Source organism: Nocardia bhagyanarayanae (genome assembly GCF_006716565.1).
Classification (GTDB): domain Bacteria; phylum Actinomycetota; class Actinomycetes; order Mycobacteriales; family Mycobacteriaceae; genus Nocardia; species Nocardia bhagyanarayanae.
Genome location: NZ_VFPG01000001.1, coordinates 5,026,579 through 5,049,907 on the forward strand (window position 1 = coordinate 5,026,579; position 23,329 = coordinate 5,049,907).

Below are 23,329 nucleotides of genomic sequence, written 5' to 3' on the forward strand. Positions count from 1 at the left end.
GCGGACCGAAGTTGGATGGTGAAGCGGGTGGGTCAGGCTGCGCTGGTGGCGCGTTCGCGCGCGGTGACGACGCCGAGGTCGATGCGGCACTGGGTGCAGTAGTTGTCGGCGTGCACGATGCCGGGACGGGCGCAGGCGTCGCAGCGGCCGATCCGCTGCCCGGCCCCGAGCGCGGCGGGCCGCCGACGACGGGAGGCAGCGCGCCGCGGTGCGAGTCGATCAGCGGCGGGCTTGTCGAGATGCATCGCCATCCAGCGGGTGACGATGCGCCAGGTCGGTCCGGTGTTCGCGGCGGCGGCGCGCACGCGGTCGAGGAGCGCGCGCACCTGCTGGGGCTGGGCGGCGGCGATGTAGGCACAGCGGGACTCGACGAACTCCTGCATCCCCCACGGTGTGGGCAGGGGCGGGATGCCGGGGTGGCCGTCGGCGCGGCAGACATCGCAGAGGCCGTCGTCGCTGACGCGTCGACCATCGCGGATGTGGATGGCGCGTCGGTCGGTGTCGGGCCGGTCGATCCAGCAGCTGACGCACGGCCACCCGAGGTAAGGGGTCATGGCCGCGAGGTCGTAGTCCAAACCCGAACCCTGCCAAGTGCGTTCGGGAAGGTCGAGGTCGGTGTAGGGCAGGAACTGGTCGTAGTCGCTGGGAGTCGGGAGCCCGGTCCGCGCGGCCGCGAACCGTGTCTGGTCCGTGGGAGTGATCTTCGGCGGAAAGTTGGTCCAGCCGCGGGGGCGCCGCGGACGGCGATGGTCGTCGAAGTCCGAGGGGTCGGTGTGGTGCTCGCGCAGGAACGCGCGGCTGGCGTCCTCGACGGCGGGGTGGCGACCGTGTCGGGCCTTGCCGTCGGGGAACCGCCGCTTCGGTGACTTCTGATCGAGCAAGTCACGGTCGCGTTCGGTGAAGTTCTCGGCGACGTGGAGGAAGTAGCTGCGGTCCCACAGCTCGGCTTGCACGTGTGCCCACAGCAGATGGACGGGCTTGCGCGGATCCGGCACGGGCACAGTGCGATCGGGGGCGAGTTCGGTTTCGATCGCGAAGAGCCGGTCGGCGGCGTAGGCGGCGAACTCAGCATCGCTGGACTGGCGGCGCTGGGCGGTGCGTCGGTCGCGGTTGCGGTGTCGCAGGTTCACCGCCCCGGAAACAGGTCGTCGTGAGCGGCGGTAGGCGATGGCCTCGGGAGTGAGTCGCGCGGCGTCGGTCTCAGGCGAGGGGGTCGCGGTGAGCCGGTCACGGTTGCGGCGTTCGCGGATCGAGCGGCGAACCCACTCGGCCGCGTCGATACGCACCTCGGTGGCATCAGGCATCGCGGGACGGTGCAGCCCGGGGTCGGAGTCGGCGGTGAGATCGGTGACCATGCCGCGCAGTTCGGGTCGGCTCTTGGCCATCCACCCGAGCTGGCGGGCAGCGACCTTGTAGGGATTACGAGTCAGGATGTCGGCGGCCCGATCGAGAAACTCGCGCTCCCGCGGGGAGGCCAGCGCGAGCACGGCGCGGAACCGTTCACGCGCCCGGTCGGGGTCGACTTCGAGCAGGCACTCGATTTCGCCGAGCGCGTCAGCGAACGGTGAAGCAGTCGGAACAGCTTCGATCTCAACAACGTCCGAAGTGGTTGTCGTAGCAGTCATCACCGGGTCCTGTCGTGTCGTAGAAACGAGCCAGCCCCGCGCCGGGGTGCTCGCGCGCAACGGCACGAACCCCGGCACCGGGGCTGGGCGGCTGGTCGGCTGACCCGCCTGAGTGCGGTCGACCGGGGTGGGGTCCCGACGCGGCGGGAGGGAACGCGCCGAGGCGGGCGGCATCGAATTTCCGGCGCTCACGGCACGCATCGGCGCGTGTGGCTGGGGCGTCGCGCAGGGGAAATTCGGTGGCGTCCGGGCGCGGGCCCGGAGCCGTGGCGGGGCCGCGCGCTGGTAGCACTCGAGAGGGGCGGGGCAGTCGACCAGACGGTCAGCCCTCACCCACCGCTGACCACACGCCTCAGGTCAGAACTCGGGGTCGTCGCCAGTACCCCAGCCGCTTCCCCCGGCCCACGGGTCCTGGCTTGCGCCGACTGCGGCACCGACCAGTTGTGCGGAACCCTCGGTCTCGGTCGCTGGTTTTGCCGAGCGCGCTGGGGACTTCGTCGTGCGGTGGACTTTGGCGGTTGCGTAGCGCAGCGAGGGCCCGATTTCGTCGACGTCGAGTTCCACGGTGCTGCGTTTCTGACCGTCGTCGGTGGTCCAGTTGCGCTGCTTGAGCCGCCCGGACACGATTACCCGCGCGCCGCGGGTCAACGATTCAGCCAGGTTCTCTGCGGCCTCTCGCCACACCGAGCAGCGCAGGAACAGCGCCTCGCCGTCCTTCCAATCGTTGATTGTGCGGTCGAAAACCCTTGGCGTGGAAGCCACCGTGAAATTGGTGACCGCAACACCATTCGGGGTATACCGCAGCTCTGGATCACCTGTCAGGTTTCCGATCACGGTGATCGTCGTATCTCCAGCCATGGTCATACTCCTTCGAGAGTTGTTGGCGAGTACAGGAATCGGTTGCACATCATCGGGTCGTCGGTGCCGTGAGATGGCGCTCACCAGCGGGGGTCGCGTGGATGTCTGTGGGTCACCTGTGGATTGGACCGAGGTCGATGCCCAGTTCGGCGGCGATACCGAGCCCGTGGTCGGCAAGTCGCCGAAGCTCTTGCGGGCGCATTCCGCTGCGCAGGGCGGTGTCGAGCAGGATGGCCATCGAGTGCGAGGGGTCCGTCTCCAGCGCCGCGTCCAGGGCGATCCCTGCCAGGGGGCCATCGCCGCGGACGTAGGCGCTGTAGCCGAGAAGTACTGCGGCCTCGGCACGGTCGCGGCCTGACAGCGATCGGACGAGGGTCACCCACAACTGTTCGGCCGCAGTGGCGTGCTCGCCCACTGCGAGGGCGAGCAACGCATCGCGTACCCTCCGATCACGCAAGACGACGGCCAGTTCGGCTATCTGTCCTGCGGTGGGTAGATCACCGGAATCGAGAGCTGCGATCTGATACAGCACCTGTTCGAGCGCTCGCCGGTAGTAGCTCTCGGGGTCGCTGGCTCGGGTGGCCGCAACGTAGCGGGCATGCACAGCCGACAGCGCGTCCTCGAGGTGCGCGGTCACTTCCTGCGTCGAATCCCTGTCCGGGGTGACCAGGTTGGTCAGCTCCGAGCGGGTGCTGTGAATCGGTCGACCGTTGAGCACATACGCGAAGGACACCATCGAAGTGGTCGGGTCCGAGAGTGTTCCTTGGTGATCGGTGTCGAGCAGGCTCCACCACCGCTGGCCCGCCTCGATCGCCGAGACCGCCCATGCACCGGCGAGTGTCACCTCCTTTCGCGCCAGCTGCCGCCCGAACGCGGCGACGAGCGTGCCCCACGGCGTGGCGCCGCCGCGTGTGCGTGGTTCGCGCATGCGGTCGTCGATGATCACGGCCAGTACTTCGGTTGCCGTCTCGGAGGCGCAGATGCGTGCGACCGCAGAGGCTAATGCCGCCGCCAATCCCCGTTGGCGACGCCTGTTTTGGTCGAGGTCGAATCGTATGACTGGTCCGATGACCGAGTTGGGGTTGGACGGCTGCGGTCTGCGCAGCAGGACCACGACCAGCGATCGTTCGGGTGTGAACCCGACCAGCGCGGGCATTGCGGCGATCAACTCGCCGGGCTCGTGCACCCGCAGCTGCTGTACGGGGCTCCAGTCGCCGTGCCCAGGAACAGGAGTCGGGGTCGACTCACCTACGGCGGGCGGTGGCGCATCGTCAGGGGTGTGGTCGGACACGAGGGTTCGCCTCCTTCGCAAAATGGATGCCAGGGCGTGACAGAGGACGCCGAGGTTGAGCTCAGCTTCGCCGCTCGAGAAGCGCGCGAGAGGACATCGACCCGTAGCAGGGATGCGTGGACCCATGTTGTGGGCGTGGGGAGCCGGGCGTCAGCAGTCGGGGACGTCCTCGAGCCAGACTTCGAAGGTGCCGTTGGGTCGGACGGTGATGCACATCCCTCGCGCAGAAACACTGGCGGAAGTCGCACCGACCCGGATATTGGCGGGCGACACAGATCGGCCTGCCTAGAAACCGAACTCGAGAAATCAGCAGTGGCCGTGCTCGTCGATGAGGTAGCCAGTCACCGTGGCGGTCTTGGCGCAGGATGGGAGCGAGAACCGGCCGTCGCGGGGCGCGTCACTTCACTGAGGGGCTGTCGACGGGTTCGGCCGACAGGGTGATGCTGGCGGTGCGGTCGGGCCTGCCGGGGGAGTGGATGCGGAGGTCGATGCCAGCGGTGACCGTGCCAAGGCGAGACGACGGGATGGCCTGCCAGGGATGGTGGCGGTCTTCATCGAGTTCGGGCAGGTTGTCCTCGATCCAGGCGACCAGATCGGTGCTGTAGCGGATCATGCGGTGCGCCGATCTACGGCGGTGAGGTGCCGGTGGCCGACGCGCAGGATTAGGTCGGTGCGACGGTGTGCGGTGAGCAGATGCTCGAACATCCTCCGCATTTCCTCACCAGCGGCGACTGCGATGCCGTCTGTGTTGGGCGAGCGGGAGTACTCGGCGGCGGCCATCGCGTGCTCGGCGCGCTCGACCGACAAGGGGAACCACAGGTCAACCGAAGGCATTAGCAGAACTCCTTTGCATCGAAGGCGCGAACGCGGACACTGGCCGTGCGCCGGGGGCGCACGGAATCAATTCCGGCAGTGGCCAACCGAGACCGCGGCCACCGCGCAAGGTCGAACCCATCCGCAGAATGGGTGCGCGCTGGCTCGGACGGCTCAAACTGGCTGTTCGAGGACGTTGGACACGACGGTGAGCCAGATGGCAGCCCGGTGCCGCGTCGGTGCGGGTAGGAGCCGGGTCAGAGCACGCGCGATCGGTCGCGGACGTAGGGGTGGGTTGATCAGGTGTGGTGTGAGTGTTTGGTCACCGAGGTCGATGCGGTAGGTCGGGCCGTCGGGTTCGGTGACGTCGAAGACGGTGGCGTGTGAGTCGGTGGCGTGGTAGAGGTCGAAGGCGGTGAGCGCCGCGGAGATTGGGCAGTCGGCGGTGACGTCGATTTCTCAGGTGACGTAGTAGTCGGCCACGGTGGTGCCTCCAGACTGTGGTGGGTTATCGGTGGAGGTGTCGGGGGCGGGCGCGGCTGTAGCGGAAGCCGTTGCTGATGGTGCGGTCGGCTTCGGCTGCGGTGAATCCCTCGACGCCGATGTGGGCTTGGGCGGCGGTGGTGAGGATGATGCGGGCGTGGTGTTCGTTGATTTCGTCGGCTGCCACGAGCCGCCCGAGGACCAACGCCGCGCGGAACAGGCTGTGGTTGCGCAGGTGCAGCCGCGCGTGAGCGACGCGGTCGGCCTCGCTGGTGAGGATCGCCGCGAGATACGAATCCGGGCGCGCCACCGTAGAACTGGTCCAGTCAACTGCCGGTACTGCGGGTGGTGGAGGTGGGGTGAGTCGGTCGATGAGGATGTCGGGAAGATCGGCGACCGGGCGGTTGTCGATGATCGTGTAGTCGCCGTGGGGTGTGGCCGAGCCGGGGGCCACGATGTAGCCGCCGTGCCCACGGGAATCGATACCGTGTCCGATGCGGGCGATGGTGCATCGCAACTGCGGTTGCTCGGGTGCCCGGTAATACAGGTGCCAGCCCGCCGGTGTGGCGATGGTCAGCGTCGCCGGTATTGGGCTAGCCAGGACTGCGGTAAGCCGTGCCAGTGCCTCGCTGAAATCGGTTGCGGGTGGGCGCATATGGCTGGCGTCGAGGTCGATCACGTGCAATCCGGCGGGTCCGGTCGCGATGGCGATGTTGTAGCGGGGGTTGGTGTTCCACCAGCGGTGGATGCGGTCGTCATCGGTGCTGGCCAGCTGCGGCCAGCGTTTGATCGCCGGTGTCTTCCCGCCGGGGCGCAACGGGAACACCGGCCAGCCGCGGGCGGCGGCGGCCAGGGCCACCGCCCGCAGGTCGAGGACAGCGGTCAAGACGAACACCTCCGGGAAGGCGAGATGGAGCTGGACCGGTGCGGGGGCGGCGAGAAACGGCCGGCCCGTGCACCGGGCAGGTGAGAACGTGGCGGACTTTCGGTGTTCAGGCGGCCTCGGGCTGCTGGGTGGTGGATTCCGTGGTGGCGGTGGGGTTGTCGATGTCGATGTCGTCGGAGTTGATTTCGCCGAGGGCGGCCAGCTCGACCGGAACGAGCTGGTGGCCGAGGGTGCGCAGGAACTCCAGATACAGGCGCACGCCGCGGTCGGCGTAGCGCCACAAGTCTTTCTCGGCGCGGTTTTCGTAGGCGCCGAGCACCAACGCGAGCACGATCACTTGGCAGCGCGCCGGTTTGGCGGTCTCGATGGTGGCGATCAGTTCCTCACGGCTGCCGAAACCGCTCAGACCCAGCAGTTTCAGCGCGGAACTGAACGCGTGGTACTCACCGAGGAGCCCGCTGTGGGCTACCAGGGCGTGGGCGAGGAACACTGCGGCCTGCGCCGGTGGGGTCTTGCGCGCCAACAGCGCGGTCACGAACTCGACGCGGGTGGTCTTGGCGGCCTCGCCCTGCTTGTTGAGCTCACGCACTCGCCGCCGGGCCAACCGCTCGTCCTCACGCCGCTCGGCCTCGGCCTGCGCGGCGGCGCGACGCCCCGCAGCGAGCTCATCACCCCCGCCTCCGCTCTCGCCCACACCGTGCGTGTCACCGGAGTCGGTGTCCTCGGCGGTGATGTCGTCGCTGTCGGTGGTTTCGCGCTCGAACAGCCCGGCCGCGTCGAGCTGGTCGCGGGGCAGGAAGTACTCGGCGAGAACCTGCTCGCGCTGCTCGACCTCGCGGGCGTGGCGCAACCCCTCGGCGGGTTCGGTGTCGGGGTGATCGCGGGTATCCCAGTCGACGGTGTCGGGGTCGACGAGGGCACCGGTATCGACCTCGACCCACACCATGTCCTCGCCGATCTCCAACCACACCAGCCAGAAACCGGGGTGGGCGTGGATGTGGGAGATGTCGACCGCGGTGCCGTCGGCGTCGACCAGCTCGGCCGCCACGATCAGCGGTGCTTTGTCGGTGTAGTAGCCCAGGTCGGGGTAGTCGGTGAGGATGCCGAGCCCGGCTTCGGCGTAGGGCAGGGCCGCGGTCAGGTAGGCACGCGCTTCGGCGCGGTCGTGGGCGATCCGGTTGGCCTCGTAGGAGAACCAGCTGCGATTGGCACGCATGAGCCGCTCAACAGCGTCGGTGTCACCGAGGTTGTCGTATTCGGCGATGATCGCCGCCTGTTCGAGGTCGTATTGGCCCTCATCGACCAGGTTGCGGGCGGTGTCGGAGGCGCCGATCTTGCCTGCGCGTTTGATGTCGTCGCGTTTGGTCTGCAACGCGCGCGCCACCTGGGTGACCGAAGCGCCGAGATCGAGCATCTGGGCGATGCCTTTGGCGCGGTCGCTGTCGGTGAGCGGGATGCGGCGGTCGTTGACGGTGATCTGCTCGGTGATGCGTTCGATCTCGGCTTCGGCGGCATCGACCGACGGATCGAAATCGGTGACCCACACCGGCACCTCGGTCTGGGCGAACGCCAACGCGGTCAGAGTGCGGACCTGCCCATCCCGCACGACCAAGCGGCCGTCGGGCATCCGGATCACCTTGATCGGGGACCGGACCCCATGCTCGCGAATGGATTCGGTGACATCGGGGTGGTCTTCGAGTCGGAAGTTCTCGCGGACGTTGTCGGCGATGTCGAGCAACGCCGGATCCAGCGTCGGCCCCCGCTGCACGCTCGCCGCGCTGTCAGTCGGTGCGGGCATGCTGGTCGAGTCGCGGTCCGGGTCGGGGATGGTGTCGGGATCGAGGACAGGTGTGTCGGTGTCGTGCGACATCGGGCAAGGCTCCTATCGTGAAACAGGTAGGCACCGGCCAGGTTTGAGCTGGCCGGTGCCTACCTGAGAGCGGATATGAGAGGTGTGGACCGGTTGCGGGCCGCCTGTACCGGGTCGGCGGCGGGAATGGGTGGAAGGGCTAGTTCTTGGTGCGGGGTGCGACGTTGATCGGGCGCAGGAACCGCGCGCCGTGCTGGTCGGGGTCGCTGTAGCTCCAGTGCTTGCCTTTCCAGTCCGGGTGCTGCTCGCGCCTGCGGGCGACGGTGTTCTCACCGAGGGCGATGACGGTTCCGGCGGTACCGAAATGCTCGGCGCACTCGAACTCCGCACGGGTAAGGGTCAGGGTGTCGGGCATGCGGAGACAACCTCCTCGAGGTCGGGGCCCGTTGAGGACCCACAGGGATGGCTGAGAGAGAACAACAACTACGACCGAACTGGCGAGTCTGTGCCCGGGGTAGCCGCGCTGGTGGCTCAAACGAGCGACATCGCTTGCAGGGCAAGGTCGTCGAGGCTGTCGGCGCGGTCGGCGTCAGGGACGGTTTGGCTGTAGCTGGTGACGGCGTTGGCGATGCCGGCGGCGGTGAGCTGACCGCCGGCGATGAAATGGCGCAGGATCCCGAATCGTTCGTCCTCGGTGAATCCCAGCTTCTTGGAGACGACTTCGATGCTGCGTTCGGGGTGGGTGACCGGCGTGGCGGCGTGACGTTCCAATTCGGTGACGCGTGCGGCGAGAAATTGCGGGGACAGCCACTCGGCGACCTTGTCGCGGGTTTCGGCAGTGATCACCGCCAGCCGCTTGCGGTAGGTGTCCTGTGACCAGGTCCCGCCGACCTCCAAACGGTCCCCGATGTGGCGTTTGGTGTAGGCGAACATCGGCAAGGTGAGCCCGTTGCCACAGATCTGCACCATCAGCTCCGGTTTCAACGTGACCGCGTGATGGCCGATCTCGGAATTGGAGAACCGGAACCCGGCGAACACCACCGGCTCGCTGCCCGCCCGATAGCCGCGGCCTTCACCGGCCGCGACCGGGCGCCACCGCTGCAGCTCACCGGCGGCGTGGCGGCGTTCGGCCTCGAGCTCAGGGTTGGCGAACGGACTGCGATAGTTCGACAGGAAACTCGGCGCCAGCGCCCGCACCTTCGGCGAGTACACCTTGCAGTGCATGGAGGACTCGGTCAGATCGCAGGCGCGCACCGACACATCGGCGTCGGCTTGGCGGATGCCCTCCAACACCGCGGTCAAGACGTCGAGGTTGTCGATGATGCCGTAGCGATCCGACAACACCGCGCGCAGGATCCCGGGCTCGTCGGGGACACCGGAGGTGAACAGGCGCAGCAGAAACGATCGCTCATCGCCGGTAGGCGTCAGGCGCGGGTCGTCGGGGCCGTGGAGCAGGCCATTGACATTGGCGTCGTAGAGATCGGTGCGCGATTGCTCGCGCAGCCACTTCAGGTAGCCGACGGGGATCTTCAGCTTCGACCCCAGGTGCGCATCGGCGGCGGCGGTCGGCCGGTACAAGCCGTCGACGAGGGTGAAACCCCGCTCATCCAGGATCGGCTCGACTCCGGACAACTGCAGCAGACCATCACTAGCACTCAACGCTGAGGCGGGGGCCACGACATCGACCTTGGCGGCTTGCTGGGCGTTGAGCAGCCCCACCAAGTCCCCCAGCTGGGCGTGACGCACACAGGTGGCGATCGACATGAGTGAAAACTCCTCTCGGACAGACGGACAGGGGACCTCGAAGCAGACAGCGCAGACACGGCCCCGACCAGGGGTCACTGCTGTTGGCGTAGCGCCTGCACCAACGCCAGCGACGCGTCAACCTCGGCGCGGGTGCTGGCCAAGCGGCGAAAGGCGAGCTGTTCGAGGGGATTGGACGGCCTCCAGGGCGCGGGCGGCGTCCTGGAGGCGCTGCTCAGTAGGCACGTAGCTGCCCCCATCGCACCGGCGGCGTGCAGTGTTCGAACGTGTCATAGGCACGCCAGACATCAGATGTACTGAGCCGCAGCGGATTTGGCTCGAAGCCATGGCGCTCGGCGGGCTCGGCCGACGCAACAAGCGGTTACCGGTCGTTGAGCTTCCGTTGCCATGATCGGTTCGCCTGACGGGTCTGAAGTATGCATTCTCAGAGAATCACCTGTTGCCTGCGGTCGCATGACTGGGCAACGCGGCGGTCCCACGACGGATGGCGAATGACACACGCCGAACGGTGGTCCCGCAACTTTCGGTGTCGAGCGCCCCGGCAATGGGGTCGGGTTGGGACACTCTCGGCGGGGCGGTGTCGTGGAATCCGGCCGCATTCCTCAACCGAGACGGCCGTATGGAGGTGTTCTCTAGTCCGGACTTCTTGCCGATCGCGGCTGGTCGCAGAGCGTCGGCTGTGATCCGGCGGCGCAGCAACTCTTGGCCGGCGGCCGCCGTTGTGAGACATGATTGAGACCGCGATCTTCAGGTGTTCCGTGGTCTCACGGGTCGAGTCGTCTGGCGTTGTCGCATTTCACGATTGCGAGAGGTGGCCGAAAAGAGCGCTGGTGGTCGCGGTTGTGCCTACGGACACCGCCGGGTGGCCGCGCCTACCCTGTGAACGGGTCTATTCGGAGGCCTGTGCGGTTAAGCATTGGGGTGTTTGGGCTGAGAGAGGGGGTTGTGGTGGGCGTGGTGTTCGGTGAGTTCGATGAAGAGGACTTCCAGCTGTTCGTGAAGGATCAACGCGATTCGCGTTGGCTGGCGTGGCTGGACAGCATCCCAGACCAGTTGGACCGTTTCCTGATCGAGACCGTGCCAGGTATGCCCCTGGATCCGTACTCGTCCAGGGGGTTGAATCTGGCGGAGGGAACGGCCGTCGCCTACTTCGCTGATGCCGAAGCGATACGCGCGCCGCTGAATCGGGGTCTGGCCGAGCAGTTCGCTGTGTTCCTCGGGGAGGTGTTCCGGCGCAGCTTCGATGGTGCGTGGATCAACGTCCCCGACCACGATGAGACGGGGATGGGGTTTTGTCCGGTGGTGCGATTCCCGTTCACCAACATGGATATTCACGTACGGGTTTTCCTCGCTGCGGCGGTGGAGCAACGCACAACGATCGAGTGGGTCACGGTGTGGACTGCGGCCGCCGAGATCGAGGCTGCATGGTGGAAGGCGGGGAAGCCCACGCGTTCGCAGTGGCTGGCAGCCAAGTGGATACCGCCCGAGGAGTACGACGACGAGGCGGACGCCATGAAGTCTTAGGCACGAGCAGTCGTAGAATCGGCTGTGATGGGATGAGGATCAGCGCAGGACGGCCGGTCAGGAGGCCAGTCATGCCCAGACCCCGTCAGCATGCCCGCGGCGGCATGAACCAGCAAGCCATCGATCGGGCTAACCGACTGCGGGAACGTACCCGCGACAGACGGCAACGCTCACGCGAGCGGGAGAAGCTCATTGCGGCTGCCGCGAAAGAATATGTTGACGCGGTGCAGGCGATCGCGGCGGCCGAAGCCAGTCGCGACCGTGAAATCGCACAGTTGCGCGCGCAGATCGAAGGCGTGCAGGCGCGCGCCGCGGAAGAGATCGGACGGCATCGCGCGAATCAAGCGGCTGCCGGAGCATTGATCCGCCAGCATGAACCGGACGACAACGCGATCGCCGAGCTCCTCGAGACCACTCCTCGCGCCTTGCGGCAACTTGTCGCAATAGCTGACCGGGGCCGCAAGCGAGAATCACAAGAGCCATCTATCTCCGCCGCCGACGACCTGACGGACGCCGAAGAACACCATCATTGAGGGTTCGGTTTAGAATTTGCGATCAGGTCCTTTACGGTGGCGCTGGCTGCGGGTGGTGGTCCGCAGCCCTTGCAGATTTACGTCGGCGTCGCCGTGCACAACCGCGCAGAGGCGTCAGGTCGCGCGAAGACCGAGCAGTTCGTTGCTGCCGTTGCCGTGTAACACCGGGCCAGAGCGGTCTCTCCGACCCTTTCTGTACCGGGCTGGGCTGGACTCCTGGGAACCCTGAGCAGCAACGCTGTCGACCGGTTTACCCACCGCAGGTGAAGAGTTCGTGAGCGGCCAGCTCGACGACGCCCTCTCTGTCGTTTGCGCCCCAAACATGTTCACCTCCGACCGGGCAGGAACCCTCACGACTACCGCCGTTCTTATGAGGTGTTTGAAACCACCCGCGCCGCTCGCGCGGCCCCGGGCCGCCCTCGTTTCGTGCGTCGTAACCGCGCTAGACAGGTTCCTCGTCGAGGTTGCGGAGGCGGCGATGGATGTCCTCGATTCTGGCCGGAACATTGGAATCGCCCTGACGAACCGGGACTTGGAACAGGGCTGAACTCATCCGGCCTTCGGTCTGGGTCGCACCGCGGACGACGAAGGGGAGGCGGTCGGGATGCTGTTCGGGTATCAGTATGGCGAAGACTTCGCCCAGAGCGGCCGGTGTCCGGCACATCTTGATACCTGCGATCTCGGGATAGACCAGGGCTTCGATGGCCGATCTGTATCGGTCCTTGGCGCCGACGTCGATAGCGCACCCGTTGACTTCGGCGAGGATGTCGCGGCCGTGGGAATCCTTCACGGTTCTGGCTCCGAGGACGATGATCCCGCCTTTGGTCGAGTTCGCGAAGGCTGCGATATCTCCGGCGATGACGATGCGAGCGCGGTCATTCTTCGGGTAGTGGCCGTCTTTCGCGTCCAGAGCTTCCGACTCGGCTGTGCCCAACAGGAATTGGATCTCACCGGATTCGATGGCCGCGAAGGCTTTTTCCGGTGTGGCGGAGAAAGGTTCGTTCATGACGATGTCGCGCATGTGTGACACCATGAAGGCCATCTCGCCGACGGTGAGATCAGGCGGCGGCAGCACGGTCAGCTCGCAGAGACCGCCGTCGCTGGAGTCGTTGTAGAACTTGGTCTCCACGCAGGTCGTCCCTCTGGCGGCCAACAGGGGCTCGGTCAGAGCGCGAATAGTCTGGTCGGTGAACTCGGATCTCCGTGGTAGCACCACGTCGATCGAGAATTCAAAACTGTCCGCGCGGCGGGTCATCGAGAGCATGTCTTCGGGATACGGGTAGTTCGCTGCCCAGGCCGACCGAAAGACGCCCACGGCGCTAGGTAGGTAATCGATCGAGATCGTTGCTGTCGGATCGGCGACATCGTCTGCACTCGTGACCGCATGTCCCATAGCCTCGGAGAGTTCCCCGGCGGTGATGTCCTGGAGTTCATCCAGCTTCCCCTGCGTGGCGGCGCGTGGGTCGTATGCAGCCAGTATGTGATCGTCCGGATCGAGGAAGGCTCGGCTAGCGCGATCCCATCGAATCCTTGGCTTGTCCGTCATCACGAGTGGGGCTGATCCTTCATGCAGCGTCAGGTGAACAAACCATCATAGATGTCGACTGTCAGCACTCCTGTGAGTTCTCTACGAGATCCGACTGCGCGCATGACCTCGACACCGCAAAGCTTCCCCAACAGCTGCGTTTCGAACCTCGCCCCGAACGCCGAGATGATCACCTCCAGCACCACCGCGGTGCTGGCCAAGATCGTGTGGACTGTCGACATCATCGCCGCACCCGCGGCCTTGCTGCTGGCCCTACTGGCGAGCGCCGGTCAATCGGTCCGATACGCGCCCGGCCGGATGGTCGCGGTACCGACGAACCACCAGCTATCAAAACCACCGATTGACACCACCATTGAGATTCGCAGTGGCCGGGAACCGCCCGGTCCTGGGCCTCCGGCGGGCGTTCGGTATCTGAGCTTGCGACAGATAGGCGGCCGCGCGGCGCAGGACCTCGTTCTCCTGCTCGAGCAACCGGATCCGGCGGCGGGCATCGCGCAACTCGGCGGACTCGCTGCGCGTAGTCCCAGGCTTGTTCCCATCATCGACATCGGCCTGGCGGATCCATTTCGACAACGTCATCGGATGGACCCCGAAATCGGCCGCGACCTGCTCCAGCGTGATTCCCTCGTCCCGGTTGCGGGCGACCCGCACGACGTCATCGCGAAACTCTTTCGGATACGGCTTGGGCACTGCGACATCCTCTCAGACCTGCCCCTCGGCAAGCCATCTCGGTTGTCACCAGCCCTGCAGCAGCCCCACCAGGCGCTTTAGCGGAGACCGGTGCGGGGGTCGACACCAGCGCCGCACTAGGCCGGGCAGTCCTGCGTACTGACCTCTGGACGCCATTTCTCCTCATAGTGCCGTCCGAACGGCGATGGTCGCTGTTCCGACCACGCTAGAAGGTATCGAGACCGACCACGGCTCCGAGGGTGTGAGAACTCGATCGATCTGAGGGAGCTCATCTTCTTCGCCAGAGTCTGTCCTGCCTAGGTGGCGACGCCTCTTTGCTCGTGGCGGTCAGCTTCAGGCCGGGCCCCGTCGCCGGGTCCGGCCGATTTACCCGCAGACGACACGGATTGTAGGGCCTCACAGGCCACTCGACGCCCTTGTTGGATGATCGTGCAATGCCGAGGTCTGTGTTCGCTTTTCATGTTCCGCGACTGTGCAGAGTGCGTGGGAACGAGGTGATGAAGGAGGACCTGGCCTCCCGTGACATGAGAGCGTTTCGTTCTTCCGATGATGAGGTTGTGACCCGGGTTTCCGAGCTTCGAGAAGGGGTGCTCGCTCCTGCCGCAGTAGTGGTAAGTGCGGGCGCGCTGGTTGTTCTCGGTGAGCCGGGCGCTGGAAAGACGTCGTTACTGGCTGAGCGGACTGATGGTTTAAAGCCGCTGATGGACAGGTGGGATGGAGAGGCCGATGCATGCCTGTGGGTGTCGGGCGCTGATCTGACCGAGGGTTCGTATGACGAAGAACTCGGTGACCATCTGGCCGCGCTTCCTCTGGTCGAGGAATCGAGCGTCGGGACCGGCGTGTTGACCGTTGTCCTCGATCAAGCGGACGAAAGCGCGCTGCTTCGGCACCTTCCTCGAAAGTTGGCGAAGTCGCTTCGACGGCGTGATATCCGCCGCGTGCGTTTCATGATCGCATGCCGTACCGCCGACTACCCAGTCACGATGACGTCCGTTCTCACGGAAGCGTTCGGAGCATGTCATTGTGTGGATTTGGCGCCGTTGAGCCGCGCGGAGGCGGTTCGGTTGGCCGATAGTGCCGGTGTATCGGGCGAGGACTTGATCGCTCGGGTCGAGCAGGCGTCAGCGGCTGTGCTCGCGAGTATCCCATTGACACTGGAGATGTTGGTTCGAACCTTCCAGGCTGATGGGCGCTTACCGGGCACACCCGAGGCACTGTTCGCCCGTGGCGTTGAACTGTTGGCCGAGGACCCGGATCCCGCACGAGTGAACGGCCCGATCGAAACCACCGGTCCCCAGCGTTTGGCCGTGGCGGGTCGAATCGCAGCCTGGACACTGCTGTCGGGCCACCGGACGGTATGGAGGGGGCGCGGCCTCGAGGGCGGCCATTTCGATCTGCCCGATGGTGAACTCGTCAGTGGCAAAGAGAGCACGACAGCGGGCTCGTTCGACGTCACTGCCAGGGTGCTGAAAGAGACGATGGCAACAGCACTGTTCACAGTGCCGGACGAAAACCGTGTCGCGGTACGCCATTCCTCTGTCGCTGCCTATCTGGCAGCCCGATTTCTGGTCAACAGATGCACCACCCAGCAACAGCTGGCGAACCTTCTTCTGGTCGGCTCCCCGGATGGGGAGACCGCGAGTATCCCCGCCCCGCTTCGCGAGACGGCGTCGTGGGTTGTGGCCATGCGACCATCGTCCACACGGTGGTTGGCCGCAGCTGATCCGGAAAGTCTCGCCGTGCACAGCGCGTTGGTGCGATCCGACGATGTCCGTCGACTCACTGTCGAGAAGCTCCTGGACCGCGCAGCACGGGTCGAACTCGGCGACATGCGATGGGCGCTCGCCAAGTGGGACCTACAACACCCGTTGTTGGCTGAGCAGGTGGCCGAAGTACTGGAAAGCGCGCCAGACGCTGCTACACAGGACTGGGAGACCACGGCAAGAGTACGCATCGCGGTCCGCTTGGCACGAGATGCTTCGACAGCAGACCCGAGGCTGGTCACGACGCTGCTGGCGCTCACCTCGAACAACGCCTCGCATCCCACCGAACGTCGACTCGCAGCCCGTGCGGCGTTCGAACTCGACCCCGAGCGCTCGGCACCCGCGTTGATCACGGTACTCGATTCCCTGAATTCGAACTCGGACGGAGACCACGAACACGAGTTGCGAGGCACACTGCTGAGTCTGCTGTGGCCAGGTCACATCGATCTGACCACAATGCTGACTTCGCTGCGCAATCCGCCCTCGTATCTCTATGGCATGAAGGCGGCTTTTCTACGGAGCCTTCCGGATCTGTTGACGGACGACCATATTCCAGAAGTACTCGCCTGGGCTCACAGAGCCGCGTGTCAGCCCGAAGCGGTAGGGGCAGGGTTCGCCTTCAACGACGATGTGGCGGAGCAGTCTCTGCTCGATTCCGTCTTCGACCGCGCGCTCGGCGCCTCTGATGCCGAGTCGAATCTGGAGGTTCTTGCGCAGATCGTTGTGTGCTTGTTCCAGCAAGACCGCGATGCGCCTCTGCCGTCTTCATTGCAGCCGGACGAGAACGGCCATGAATCCCTACGGGCTCAAAATCTTCGCAGACTGCTGGCGCAGGCATTGGTTGAAGAGACAGCTCGTACGCAGATGTCCGGACTCAATGCATCGTGGAAGATCCTGCACGACTGGAAAATCGACTACTCGAGGCGTTGGATGGCCCCTTAGATCGTCCGATCCGGCGAGAACTGCTGGACTCGAAGGATTTCGCGTGGGTCATGGATCAGGCGGAACGCGCGGCATCAACATCGAACACTATCTTGACAAGAGGGTATGGGGAGTTGGCCGCTCGCCTGTTCACACGTCGGGATGAGCACGCGATGGTGCTGGCCACCAACGAACACCACCCGGCGCGACCATGTCTTGAAAGGTATCTACAGCTAGCTGACCATCCTGCCGAGCGATTGCAACCACGACGCTCGCACTCCGATGAAGAGCGACGCAGATGGTCAGAATCGGAGTTTCTCGCGGACCTGAGGCAACTTCTCGAAGGCGCCCGCGCCGGGAACAACGACCGAGTATGGCAGTTCGTTCAAAGATTGCGAATCGACCCGCGGAGGGGGCGATTGGCCGATCAGAGTGGACCGATGCATACCTGGCCTGCGGCGGCTGCACTCGATGAGCCGCTGTCCGATCTCACTGAGATGGCGTTGCGATATCTCACCGCCGAGAACGACCACGCTGATGACTGGATCAGTCGGCCGGACACGCTCGACTGGCGGTCGTGGGCCGGATACGCGCTGCTCACTGAACTCGACAACGACAACCGCCTTGACGAACTACCCCCCGCTGCGTGGGCTTCGTGGGCGGCCTCTATCCTGAGCGAATTCATCGGTTCATCGACCAGCTTCGATGAACCATCGCGAATCAGATTGCTTCGCTTGGCCGCCGCCTACGCTCCTGCGGTGCTGGCGCGCCAAACGCGTCATCCGCATCAGCGCAGACCTCCTGGCCGTCGTGCACGAGGCTCTCGCAACGATCGAGCACGAGCTACCATCACACTGCGAATTGCTTTGGGATCGCACGCCCGGCGTCCGACGCAGAAACAAGAAGGCCGGCACGGACGCTGACAAACAGGACGTAGCCGACGTTTGGCGGCCGAAGCCGGAAGCTGCCCTTAGCGCCTACATCGCGCACGAACTGACACTGAGACTGGCGGGCGACCGGATTGCCGTCAACCGCGAAGTACTGATTCTTCCCACCGATCCATACGGAGCCGGAGACCGTACCGATATCCTCATCGACACGCACACCCATGCCGACGACGTTGTCGACGCCGATCCCGGACACCCCATCAAGCTGGTAATCGAGGTAAAAGGCGCCTGGAACGTAGAAGTCGAGACCGCACAAGAAACTCAGCTGGTGCAAAGATATCTGCCGGAGACGGACACCGATATCGGCATCTACGTCGTCGGATGGTACCCAATCGGTCTATGGGATGCCAAAGCGGACTCCCGTAAGACGCAGGCGAAGAAACTCGACCCGGATACACTCAGCGGTGATCTGAAAGCTCAGGCGCAGCGATGGTCTAACGAATCGGCGGTCCACGTTGAATCCGTGGTCATGACGATTCCTCGTCCATATCGACCAGGCGTCGGTCAAGAAGCCACTAAACCAGACGAATCGGATGATCAGGATCAGCAGGAAACGTGACTGCGCGCTCCGATCTGCGAATACCGCCGGACTTCAAAATATCTCGTAACGACGGGCCGCTGGCCACCTGAGGTTCCCCGGCGTGGACCCGATGATCGAGGAACGGGACCGATCACGCGGCTTGTTTCAGCTGAACCCCGGCTGCCGCCGCCCATCTCACCCAGACCGACCAGCGAACTCTCGCGGCCCCGATCAGGTGAGTGTCAGAAATGGCTTGCGGCGGAGGATGAATGCATCGCATTCAGCCCCGCCTCCACGGAGCGCGTCGGCGATGGTTTCGCGATGTGCATTGTGCGAGTGTGAGGCGCGAAGTGATGCCCGCTCCCGGTGACACCACTTCGTCGATGGCAAGTGAAGAGCCGAGGGGCCATTACGCCATGTGCCAAGTGAATGCGAAAGGTGCGGGGTGTTATGGCGCTTGCGATTCGGGAGTTCCGGAGACAGTACTACCACTGCTCCGTCGTCGAGTGCAGCAGTGATGGTGGTCTCAGCGGGCAGGGCCTCACAGGCGCTTGGCTCGCGAGCTTTCGCGCTGCGTCGTACCAACTGGTTGCAGTCGGTTGACTTCGCCGGGCCAACTGTCGAGGTGGGCTTCTTGGAGCCGGTCGTTGAGGTGGTTGATGATCTCGGCGAGGCGCTGGCGGCCACGGGGAGTTACAGGCGGGCTGGGGCGGCGGATACAGGGCTTCTCTGCCGAGGGCGTTGGTGACGATGTCGATGACCTCGGAGTACGCACGCCCCGGATGCGATCTGCTTCGGCGCGAAAACCTTGACATGTGAGTGCATGCTCCGTCGGCTCGACCCGCTCCTCCGAACTTGCCAAGAACTTGCCAAGACCCGCCGGAACTGGTGGACGGAGCGAATCGCCCTGGACACGAATCGGCCTCTGACCTGGGCAGAACCGAACTCGCTGGACCCACACCTCATTTCCGTCACCCTGGGGGTCAAGTGGTCGCCGGTTCGAATCCTGTCAGTCCGGCCAGGTATGAGTTTGTGTCCGAACTCCGCATACAGCGTCGAGTCATGGCGCGCGGCGACCCCGCCTCGACGGGCGGGTCGAGCGACTCGGCGGCAGAGGTCGACATCGACACGAAGGAGCACCGCGGGACGTGACCGGAGGCATGCGTCGGTTCGGTGGTCGAAACCGAGGGCGTCGGTGGCGAATTTGGACCGGCCGCGTCGAGCGCCGGCGCGACAGAGGAAGGGGAGCGGCTTCCGCGCGTTGGCACACTGTTGGCACACTGGCAGTGCTCGGCGTTCGGCGTGGAGTGTGAAAACCGCTGCTGACCTGGCTCGATGGAATCAGGGCAGCCAGCATTTGATTATGCACACGGAATCTCCACAATTGCCGACGCTGCTCTCCACAGTGGGTGGTTAGGGTTCCGAGCATGGAGCTTCGGAATGGGGAGCGCGGCGGGGCGGCCAACGGGCAGGCGGCGCGGCGGATTCTGGTGGTCGACGACGAGGTCACCATCGCCGAATCCGTGGCCGCGCGGTTGCGGGCGGAGGGGTTCGCCGTCGAGCTGGCGCACGACGGACCCGGCGCGGTGGCAGCGGTCGAGGCGAACGAGCCAGACCTCGTTGTGCTGGACGTGATGCTGCCCGGCTTCGACGGACTCGAGGTGTGCAGGCGCATCCAGGCCGGGCGCGGCGTGCCGGTGCTCATGCTCACCGCGCGCACCGACGAGACCGACCAGCTCGTCGGGCTCGGCGTCGGCGCGGACGACTATCTGACCAAGCCGTTCTCGCTACGGGTGCTCGCGGCCCGGGTGCACGCGCTGCTGCGCCGGGTCGAGCGCGCCGCCGACCGGGAGGGCGCCGCGATCATCGTGGGCGACCTGCGCATCGATCTGGAGCAGCATCGCGTCTGGCGCGGCGACACCGAAGCCAAGCTGACGCCGCTGGAATTCGAGCTGCTCGCCAGGCTGGCGCGGCGGCCGCGGGTGGTGCTGGCCAGGGAACGCCTGCTCGAGGAGGTCTGGGATTGGGCCGACGCGGCGGGCACCCGCGCGGTCGACAGTCACGTGAAGGCGTTGCGGCGCAAGCTCGGCGCCGATCTGATCCGCACGGTGCACGGCGTTGGCTACGCGTTGGAGGCGCGATGACCACCGACGCGCGCCCGAAGGACTCCGCCGCCACGTCGCCCCGGTCGGAGTTGGCGCGCCGATGCCGCGCGCTCGCCGACACGGTGGCCGAAGCGCTGCCGCGGCCGTTGGATCCGGTGCGGTCGGTGAAACTCAAGCTGGCGATCCTGATGGTGGTTTCGGGTGGTCTCGCGTTCGGGTTCTTCCGTTTCCAGATCGGCTGGCTGCCGCCGCGCACCACCTTGACCGCGGTGCTGATCGCGCTGATCACTTCCCAGATCCTGGCGCACGGCATCACCAGGCCACTGCGGGACATGACCGCGGCCGCCCAGCGCATGGCTCAGGGCGACTACACCCGCCGGGTACGGGCGAGTTCGCGCGACGAGGTGGGGCAGCTCGCCGAGGCGTTCAACCGGATGGCCGCCGACCTCGCCGCCGCCGACCAGCAGCGCCGCGACCTCATCGCCAACGTCTCGCACGAACTGCGCACACCGATCACCGCGCTGCAGGCCGTGCTGGAGAACCTGGTCGACGGTGTCTCCGAACCCGATCCGAGCACGCTACGCACCGCCCTGGCCCAGACCGAACGGCTCGGGCTGCTGGTCTCCGAACTGCTCGACCTGTCCAGTATCGAGGCGGGCGCCTTGGCGCTGGATCGCGAGAACGTACCGGTCGCGCCGTTGCTCGCCGAGGTGGTCGCCGAGGCCGAGGTGATGGCGGCGGCGCTGGGTCGCGGCGTGCGATTCAGCACCGACGTGCGGCCCGACACCGCGTGCGTCGACGCCGACCGCGCACGCTTGCACCAAGTGCTGATCAACCTGCTCGACAACGCCGCACGGCACGGCCCGGCGGGCGGCGAGGTGCGAATCACCGCCCGCGCGCAGCACGGCGAACTCGTCATCGACGTCCAAGACGAGGGACCCGGCATCCCGGCCGCCGAACGCGCCACCGTCTTCGACCGCTTCACCCGTGGCGGACGCACCAACGGCGGCGGCACCGGACTCGGCCTCGCCATCTCCCGCTGGCTGGTCGACCTGCACGGCGGCACCATCGCCGTGGCCGACCCCGGCTCCCGCATCCGCGTGGTCCTGCCCGCCCCCTGACGGGCGGGATCGGACCGACAACCCACCAACGCAACCCGGACCGCCAGAGGTGCCGGGGCGATCACGCACACCCGAAATCGGAGGGGAACATGAGTAAAGAACCGACCGGGCGGAACGATTCGACGCCTGAACCACCGGACGCGACCGCCGCGGAGCCCGCCACCGACGGTGCCGCGCGGTCTACCGGCCTCGACGCGGCGAGCCCGGCGGCCGCCGAGACTCGGGAAAGTTCCGATGGTGGAGCTGATCTGGCGGCCGCCGCCGTAGGTACTGACACGGCGAACGTCGCGCCAGTACCTAGAAGCGGCAAGACGGCTACTCCCACCGAGGGCGCGGTGGCAGTGCCATCGAACGCTCCGGCCGACACCAAGACAAGTGCACCGTCAGCTACTCCGAACGCAAGCGAGGCGACGGCCTCCCCGAATGCTTCGGCTGACATCCGAACCGCGACCTCGTCGAACGCTCCGGCTACCAGCAAGACGCCGACTTCCTCCGACGAGCCCGCCGCATCTGCCGCCGAATCCGGAACGAAGCTCGTGAAGACAGTGGATGCCACTGCGAAAAGCTCTGACGGGCGGGAGGATTCCGCAGGCGCACTCCAGCCCATGACTCCCGTTTCCGGCCCACCGGGAACCCCGCCGATCCCCAAATGGCGCAGGGTCAACTATCCGCCCGCAGTCTTGCCCGCCGCCGCGATCGCCGGAATCGCGGCCGCGGTGCTGATTCCCGTGGACCGCCCCGGCATCGGCTGGGTGCTCGCCGGTGCGGTCGCCGCGGGCGCGGTGTTCGTCGTCGATCGGCGGGCGCGCGGGGCGGTCGAGCAGGGCGAGTCCGCCGATCACTCGATTCGCGCACTGCTGCGGCGCAATCCGGTGCGACTGTGGTGGACCGCGCTCGCCTTGGCGCTGCTGGCGGTGGGCGCGGTGCGGGCGGCGGGGTGGTTGTTCGTGCTGTGCGCCTTGGCGGCGGTCTTCGCCAGTTCGCTCGCGGTGGTGCCGCGCCGCTCGGTGCACGGCATCTGGTACGACGCGATCGCCGTGCCGCTGGAAGCGTCGGCCGCGGTGCTGTGGGTGTCCGAGGGTGCGCGCCGGGCGCGCGACGGGCGGACGGCGCGCACGTGGCGGGCCGGGCTCTCGGTGGGCGCGACCGTCGCGCTGCTGGCGGTCTTCGCGCCGCTGCTCGGCAGCGCCGACGCCACTTTCGGCTCGATGCTGTACCGGTTGGTCCCCAGTATCGACCCGGGGTCGCTCGCGCGGTGGACGCTGGTGTCCGGTGTGGTGGCGATGGGCTGCTTCGGCGCGATGTACCTGCTGGCCGGTCCGCCGGTGTCGGCGGATTCGAGGCCGAGCGAGAAGGTTTCGGGTCGCACGGTGAGCCGGTGGGAGTGGGTGCTGCCGGTGGGCGCGTTGACGGCGCTGTTCGCCGCGTTCGTCGCCGCTCAGTTCGCTGCGCTGTTCGGCGGCGACGACTACGTGCAGAAGACCTCGGGCCTCACCTACGCGCAGTACGCGCGCAGCGGGTTCTGGCAGCTGTCCATCGTCACCATGCTGGCGCTGGCGGTGATCCTCGCGGTGCTGCGGTTCGCCGACCAGGATTCGGCGCGCGACCGGACGTGGCTGCGCGCGCTGCTCGGCTCGGTGACGGTGCTGTCGCTGGTGCTCGTCGCGTCCGCGCTGGGCCGCATGTGGACCTATCAGCAGGCCTACGGGTTCACGGTGCTGCGCTTGCTGGTGGAGGTGTTCGAACTGTGGCTGGGTCTGATCTACGTGCTGGTGCTCGCGGCGGTTGTCCGGTTGCGCCGCGCGTGGCTGCCGCGCGCCGCGCTCGGCACGGCGTTCGCGACGCTGCTGGTGCTCGCGATCCTGAATCCGGAAGGCCTCGTCGCCGAACGCAACATCGACCGCTGGACGAACGGGAAGAGACTCGACACGGACTATCTGAGCACCCTCTCGCCCGACGTCGTCCCCGCACTGGACCGGCTGCCGGAACCGATGCGCGCCGAGGTGCTCGAACCGATCCGGGAGGACTTGCCCGAGGACACCTGGCAGAGCTGGAACTTCTCCCGCGCCGCCGCCCGCTGAACCCGCCCGAACCGCGCCGCCGACTGATGCCCGCCACGGACGGAGTGC

18 protein-coding genes are annotated in these 23,329 nt (G+C 66.2%); 8 read left to right on the forward strand and 10 right to left on the reverse strand.

What is annotated here, in order from left to right:
• Positions 1–32: 32 nt before the first annotated feature.
• The 9 genes from FB390_RS21705 to FB390_RS21745 all read right to left on the reverse strand — a co-directional run bounded on the left by FB390_RS21705 (position 33) and on the right by FB390_RS21745 (position 9,530).
• Positions 33–1,625, reverse strand: coding sequence for a hypothetical protein (locus FB390_RS21705; RefSeq protein WP_141810592.1), 1,593 nt, complete (start codon positions 1,623–1,625; stop codon positions 33–35).
• 357 nt (positions 1,626–1,982) lie between these two features.
• Positions 1,983–2,483 carry a single-stranded DNA-binding protein gene (locus FB390_RS21710; protein ID WP_141810593.1) on the reverse strand — a complete coding sequence of 167 codons (501 nt, stop codon included), beginning with the start codon at positions 2,481–2,483 and terminating at the stop codon, positions 1,983–1,985.
• A 112-nt stretch (positions 2,484–2,595) separates the two neighbouring features.
• Complete coding sequence (locus FB390_RS21715; protein ID WP_185757124.1) at positions 2,596–3,774, reverse strand: DUF4192 domain-containing protein; 1,179 nt, start codon at positions 3,772–3,774, stop codon at positions 2,596–2,598.
• Between the two features lie 397 nt (positions 3,775–4,171).
• Entirely contained in the window at positions 4,172–4,387 is a 216-nt protein-coding gene (locus tag FB390_RS21720) for a hypothetical protein (RefSeq protein ID WP_141810595.1), read from the reverse strand.
• Positions 4,384–4,608, reverse strand: a complete 225-nt coding sequence (locus FB390_RS21725; protein WP_141810596.1) for a hypothetical protein — start codon at positions 4,606–4,608, stop codon at positions 4,384–4,386. The genes FB390_RS21720 and FB390_RS21725 overlap by 4 nt, the downstream gene beginning before the upstream one ends.
• A gap of 487 nt (positions 4,609–5,095) precedes the next feature.
• The gene (locus FB390_RS21730) at positions 5,096–5,956 is read right to left on the reverse strand and encodes a bifunctional DNA primase/polymerase (RefSeq protein WP_185757125.1); all 861 of its coding nucleotides are present in this window, start codon (positions 5,954–5,956) and stop codon (positions 5,096–5,098) included.
• 106 nt (positions 5,957–6,062) lie between these two features.
• A complete protein-coding gene (locus FB390_RS21735; RefSeq protein WP_141810598.1) occupies positions 6,063–7,826 on the reverse strand; it encodes a ParB/RepB/Spo0J family partition protein in 1,764 nt (587 codons plus the stop codon).
• A 139-nt stretch (positions 7,827–7,965) separates the two neighbouring features.
• Positions 7,966–8,181: a hypothetical protein gene (locus tag FB390_RS21740; protein ID WP_141810599.1), complete on the reverse strand. Its 216-nt coding sequence runs from the start codon at positions 8,179–8,181 to the stop codon at positions 7,966–7,968.
• Positions 8,182–8,297: 116 nt separating this feature from the next.
• Positions 8,298–9,530 (reverse strand): hypothetical protein, encoded by a 1,233-nt coding sequence (locus FB390_RS21745; protein WP_141810600.1) that lies wholly within the window; start codon positions 9,528–9,530, stop codon positions 8,298–8,300.
• A 948-nt stretch (positions 9,531–10,478) separates the two neighbouring features.
• Here FB390_RS21745 and FB390_RS21750 point away from each other — a divergent pair.
• Together FB390_RS21750 and FB390_RS21755 are read left to right on the forward strand one after the other, a co-directional pair.
• Positions 10,479–11,054 carry a hypothetical protein gene (locus tag FB390_RS21750; protein ID WP_141810601.1) on the forward strand — a complete coding sequence of 192 codons (576 nt, stop codon included), beginning with the start codon at positions 10,479–10,481 and terminating at the stop codon, positions 11,052–11,054.
• A gap of 71 nt (positions 11,055–11,125) precedes the next feature.
• On the forward strand, positions 11,126–11,587 hold the full coding sequence (locus FB390_RS21755; protein WP_141810602.1) for a hypothetical protein: 462 nt from the start codon (positions 11,126–11,128) through the stop codon (positions 11,585–11,587).
• A 442-nt stretch (positions 11,588–12,029) separates the two neighbouring features.
• On the opposite strand, the gene FB390_RS21760 is transcribed toward FB390_RS21755, so the two are convergent.
• Entirely contained in the window at positions 12,030–13,136 is a 1,107-nt protein-coding gene (locus tag FB390_RS21760; RefSeq protein ID WP_141810603.1) for an AlbA family DNA-binding domain-containing protein, read from the reverse strand.
• A 99-nt stretch (positions 13,137–13,235) separates the two neighbouring features.
• Here FB390_RS21760 and FB390_RS34355 point away from each other — a divergent pair, with 99 nt between their 5' ends.
• The 6 genes from FB390_RS34355 (at position 13,236) to FB390_RS21790 (ending at position 23,281) form a co-directional block, all read left to right on the forward strand.
• Complete coding sequence (locus FB390_RS34355; RefSeq protein ID WP_246124149.1) at positions 13,236–13,904, forward strand: hypothetical protein; 669 nt, start codon at positions 13,236–13,238, stop codon at positions 13,902–13,904.
• A 416-nt stretch (positions 13,905–14,320) separates the two neighbouring features.
• Positions 14,321–16,528: an NACHT domain-containing protein gene (locus FB390_RS21770; RefSeq protein WP_141810604.1), complete on the forward strand. Its 2,208-nt coding sequence runs from the start codon at positions 14,321–14,323 to the stop codon at positions 16,526–16,528.
• 684 nt (positions 16,529–17,212) lie between these two features.
• Positions 17,213–18,013, forward strand: coding sequence for a hypothetical protein (locus FB390_RS21775; RefSeq protein ID WP_141810605.1), 801 nt, complete (start codon positions 17,213–17,215; stop codon positions 18,011–18,013).
• Between the two features lie 1,388 nt (positions 18,014–19,401).
• Positions 19,402–20,118: a response regulator transcription factor gene (locus FB390_RS21780; protein WP_097244074.1), complete on the forward strand. Its 717-nt coding sequence runs from the start codon at positions 19,402–19,404 to the stop codon at positions 20,116–20,118.
• Between the two features lie 149 nt (positions 20,119–20,267).
• A complete protein-coding gene (locus FB390_RS21785; protein ID WP_425465915.1) occupies positions 20,268–21,200 on the forward strand; it encodes a HAMP domain-containing sensor histidine kinase in 933 nt (310 codons plus the stop codon).
• Between the two features lie 605 nt (positions 21,201–21,805).
• Positions 21,806–23,281: a DUF4153 domain-containing protein gene (locus FB390_RS21790; protein WP_185757126.1), complete on the forward strand. Its 1,476-nt coding sequence runs from the start codon at positions 21,806–21,808 to the stop codon at positions 23,279–23,281.
• Positions 23,282–23,329 lie beyond the last annotated feature (48 nt).